This window comes from Oceanisphaera sp., from assembly GCF_052084945.1.
GTDB lineage: Bacteria > Pseudomonadota > Gammaproteobacteria > Enterobacterales > Aeromonadaceae > Oceanimonas.
The window spans coordinates 1-4,027 of sequence record NZ_JBQDEX010000164.1 but is presented as its reverse complement, the minus strand read 5'-3'; the positions used below and the strand labels follow the sequence as shown (position 1 = coordinate 4,027).

The following is a 4,027-nucleotide window of genomic DNA, read 5'->3' as shown; positions in this document are numbered from 1 at the left end:
CTGCCATTTCGACACTTCCGCCTTCCATGGCGGTCGGATGGCATTTCCCGAGCCCCGATGGGCCAGCTTGCTGGCGTGTATCTTTGCTGGGTAATAAAACGAATATCCAGTGAATATTCGCAGTTGTTACACAGCAAAGATGGCTAGCCCAGTGGCGTGTCGTGGAAGGTGACTCTGTTTCCTCTCGGTCCAGCTTTAAATCAGATCACATTTTTACTTAGATTGGTATAACGCCGACCGCTTTACGTAAAGAAAAACTGGATTTTGTTTTAGCTAGGCGCTTGGTGCTGGGCGCTGGGCGCTATTTTTTCCCCCAATAGGCGGCTTTTAGGCGGGTCAGATCGTCGGGCTCTAGCTCCCCTTGAATGCTGTCTACCAAGTTACCTTTAGGGTCTAATATCATTGTGGTAGGCAAAGCATTAGGCCTGTCGAAGGGCCAATCTCCGGCTAATGATTTTACAACAGGCATCGCCATATCATAACGATCAGCAAGCTTGGCCAGCTGCACTTCAGATAGGCTATCAAAGCTGACTGCCAACACCTTAGGGCCCTCACTGGCCGTTAACTCATTAAGCAGTGGCATTTCACGCAAGCAAGGGGCGCACCACTCGGCAAAGTAGTTCACCACCAACCATTGACCACGATAATCGCTTAATGTTTGTTGTTCGCCATTGGCCAAGGTCAAGCTGGCTTTCTCACCACAGCCTGCCAAAGACAATAAGGCGGCACATAAAATAAAAAAGCCAGCGCTATATTTTTTCATATTCATGTCACTCACGTTAGATATGGGTAAATCTTTCTCTTTTACCATAGTCCAATGTTAACATCGTTTGCGTTACCATTAGTCACTGGCATTATATTGCGCGCATTGTCACAGGAGTTTATTAATGAGCCTATGTATTTATCATAATCCCCGCTGTTCAAAAAGCCGAGAGACCCTTGCCTTACTCGAAGAAAAAGGACTTGCCCCTAAGGTTATCAAATACCTAGAGACTCCGCCTGATGCAGAGCAAATAACGCAACTCTTGTCACTGTTAGGTATGAGCTCGGCTCGCCAACTGATGCGCACCAAAGAAGCCCTTTATAAAGAGCTAGCATTAGCTGATGAACAAAATGAGCAAGCCCTTATTAATGCCATGGTAAGCCAGCCTAAACTGATTGAACGCCCTATTGTGGTAAACGGCAACTTGGCCGCTATTGGCCGCCCACCCGAGCAAGTATTGGATATTATATAATGACCACAAAACGGGCACGCTTACTGGCACTGATTGGCTATTTTGGTTTACTGTTATGGGTGATCCTCTGGCATGGGGTTATTTCTCCTCATCCACAACTTAGTGTCACTTTTATGCTGGTTATTTGGCTACCTTGGTTGTTGATCCCCATTAAAGGCATGTTAAGTGGCAACCCTTATACCCATGCTTGGGCCGTTTACATGCTGATGCCGTATTTTTTACATGGCGGTGTATTACTTTGGTCAGATGAAGGCGAGCGCTGGCTGGCGGTGATAGAGCTAATATTGGCCACGACCATGTTTATCGGCAATATGTATTACGCCAAGCTGCGTGGCCGCGAGTTAGGCTTAAGTATTCGTCGCAAGAAAAAAGCGTAACAACAACAACTGTCACCGCTCATAAAACCCGAGTCTGCTGGCTCGGGTTTTCTGTGTTACGGCTTATAGGCTGGGCTGCAAATGCTTAGACCAGCGATGTTCAAGCCGACGAAAGCCCCAAACCAGTAAAAAAGTCAGGCTCATATATAACAATCCCGCCGCCAAAAACGCCTCAAAAGGTGAATAGTAGCGAGAGTTAACAATGCGTGCCGCACCAGTTAAATCCACTATGGTGATCACCCCAGCGACGGCTGAGCCGTGCAACATAAAAATCACTTCATTGCTGTAAGCCGGTAAGGCTCGGCGAAATGAATTGGGTAAAATAATGCGCCTTAAGGTGGTTAATCGACTCATACCATACGCATACGCCGCTTCGACTTGCCCTTTGGGCATGGCATTAAGTGCACCACGAAGGATCTCGGCGGTATAAGCGCTGGTATTTAGGGTGAAGGCTAAAATGGCACAAAACCACGCTTGGCTAAATAACTCCCACGCAATAGATTCGCGCAGCCAAGTCCATTGTCCGGCACCATAGTAAATAAGAAACAGCTGTATTAATAAGGGCGTGCCACGAAAGAAATAAATGTAGGCCCAAGCCGGTACTTTTAATACCCAGTAGCGACTATTACGACAAATACCCAGCGGCACCGCTATCAGCAAGCCAATAATAAGCGACACCCCCACCAGCCATAGGGTGGTATAAAATCCCTGCCAGTACACAGGCCATTCGCTGGCGATAATAGTAACATCCATGACTTACCTCGCCGCTATTGCATAATGACGCTCAGCCCACTTTAACAGTGAGGTTGAAAGCGTGGTAAACAACAAAAATATCACCGCCATATAAAACGTAAAAGGTAGCTGAGTGGCACCGGCCGCTAAGGATGCCTTACGTACCATGTCGTCTAACCCAATAATAGACACCAAGGCGGTGGTTTTAAGTAACACTAACCAGTTATTACCCAGCCCCGGCAAGGCATGGCGTATCATTTGTGGAAATAACACCCGACGCAGTACCCTAGTTCGACTCATACCATAAGCGCGAGCCGCTTCTAGCTCTCCTGTATCAACCGCTAAAATAGCACCGCGAAAGGTTTCTGCCATATAAGCACCAAAAATAAAGCCTATGGTTAGAATACCGGCAATAAAAGGGCTTATTTCTATATAATCAGGCACATAGCTTACCCACTCATGAGCAGGGTCCTGCCCACCCACCCAGTGGTTAAGGTGTTCATTCAGTGAATATAAAGAGTTATTAAGTAAAACCTGACCGCCAAAAAAGATCAGCATCATCAAGACTAAATCAGGAATACCGCGAATAATGGTGGTGTAGCCCGTAGCGAGCCAACGCAGCGGCAAAAATGCCGACAACTTGGCAAGCGCTCCTAGCAGCCCAAGAGTGACTGCCAATAATAATGAAAACAGAGCCACCTGTATCGTCAGCCCAGCGCCTTCTAGCAAAGCACCTTCGTATCCTTGCAAACCCAACATAACCCTATCCTTGTTGTTGGCTGTTGTTGTTCGTATTGACTTTCTCTGATAACAAAAGTGGCCAAGCTGATACCCAACTTAGCCACATCTGTTTATCCAACGATATATCCTAAGCCTGATGTGAGCGGTTTATTCTCCGTAAACATCGTACTCAAAATACTTATTATTAACCGCCTCATATTGGCCGTTATCACGCAGGTCTTGAATGGCTTGGTTCAGCATCTTCTTTAGATCCTTATCTTGCTTGCGCACCGCAATACCAAAACCATCACCAAACCATTGTTCATCGGTCACCGAGGGGCCAACAAACTCAAATTGATCGCCGCCCTCTTTATTTAACAAGCCCTCTTCAATGGCGGTAGCGTCTAAAAACACATAGTCGACACGCCCTGCTTTTAAATCAAGGTAGGCTTCATCGGCAGTGCCATAGCGCACTAGGCTGACGTCTTTGCCAAAATTATCACTCAAGTATTTGTCGTGGGTGGTGGCAATTTGCACCCCTACTCGCTTGCCCTTAAGGCCTGCAGCACTCAAGTCCAGCTTAGTGCCTTTTTTAGCCACAAACTTATTGGGCACCAAGGCATATTTATCAGTAAAGTCTACAGTGCGCTTGCGCTGTTCGGTAATCGACATGGCCGCAAGAATCGCATCGTATTTACGAGCTAATAAACCAGGAATAATGCCATCCCAATCTTGGGCAACGAGGTCACATTTTACCGCCATTTGTTTACAAAGCGCATTGGCCATATCAACGTCAAAACCTTGCAACTCCCCCTCTTTATCTGTCCAAGAAAAAGGCGGATACGCCCCTTCAATGGCAAAACGCACGGTATTCCATTCTTTGGCTTGCACAGAGCCCGCTGCAAACGTCGCCATTATGGCACCTGCCACTATCCACTTTTTCATCTGCTTACTCCTTGTATT

At 46.9% G+C, this 4,027-nt stretch carries 6 protein-coding genes; 2 read left to right on the top strand and 4 right to left on the bottom strand.

Features of this window, described 5'->3' with window-relative positions; all coding sequences use genetic code 11:
* Positions 1 to 301: 301 nt before the first annotated feature.
* The gene (locus tag ACTHY5_RS11435) at positions 302 to 769 is read right to left on the bottom strand and encodes a TlpA disulfide reductase family protein (protein WP_441879753.1); all 468 of its coding nucleotides are present in this window, start codon (positions 767 to 769) and stop codon (positions 302 to 304) included.
* Between the two features lie 118 nt (positions 770 to 887).
* Between ACTHY5_RS11435 and arsC the strand changes: the two genes are divergently transcribed.
* Positions 888 to 1,235, top strand: a complete 348-nt coding sequence (gene arsC, locus ACTHY5_RS11430; RefSeq protein ID WP_441879750.1) for an arsenate reductase (glutaredoxin) — start codon at positions 888 to 890, stop codon at positions 1,233 to 1,235.
* Positions 1,235 to 1,612 (top strand): DUF2069 domain-containing protein, encoded by a 378-nt coding sequence (locus tag ACTHY5_RS11425; protein ID WP_441879747.1) that lies wholly within the window; start codon positions 1,235 to 1,237, stop codon positions 1,610 to 1,612. Before arsC ends, ACTHY5_RS11425 begins: the two co-directional genes overlap by 1 nt.
* 63 nt (positions 1,613 to 1,675) lie before the next feature.
* Here ACTHY5_RS11425 and ACTHY5_RS11420 read toward each other — a convergent pair whose 3' ends face one another.
* The 3 genes from ACTHY5_RS11420 to ACTHY5_RS11410 form a co-directional block, all read right to left on the bottom strand.
* On the bottom strand, positions 1,676 to 2,365 hold the full coding sequence (locus tag ACTHY5_RS11420; protein WP_441879744.1) for an ABC transporter permease: 690 nt from the start codon (positions 2,363 to 2,365) through the stop codon (positions 1,676 to 1,678).
* A gap of 3 nt (positions 2,366 to 2,368) precedes the next feature.
* The gene (locus tag ACTHY5_RS11415) at positions 2,369 to 3,103 is read right to left on the bottom strand and encodes an ABC transporter permease (RefSeq protein WP_441879741.1); all 735 of its coding nucleotides are present in this window, start codon (positions 3,101 to 3,103) and stop codon (positions 2,369 to 2,371) included.
* 129 nt (positions 3,104 to 3,232) lie between these two features.
* Positions 3,233 to 4,009, bottom strand: a complete 777-nt coding sequence (locus ACTHY5_RS11410) for an ABC transporter substrate-binding protein (protein ID WP_441879738.1) — start codon at positions 4,007 to 4,009, stop codon at positions 3,233 to 3,235.
* Positions 4,010 to 4,027 lie beyond the last annotated feature (18 nt).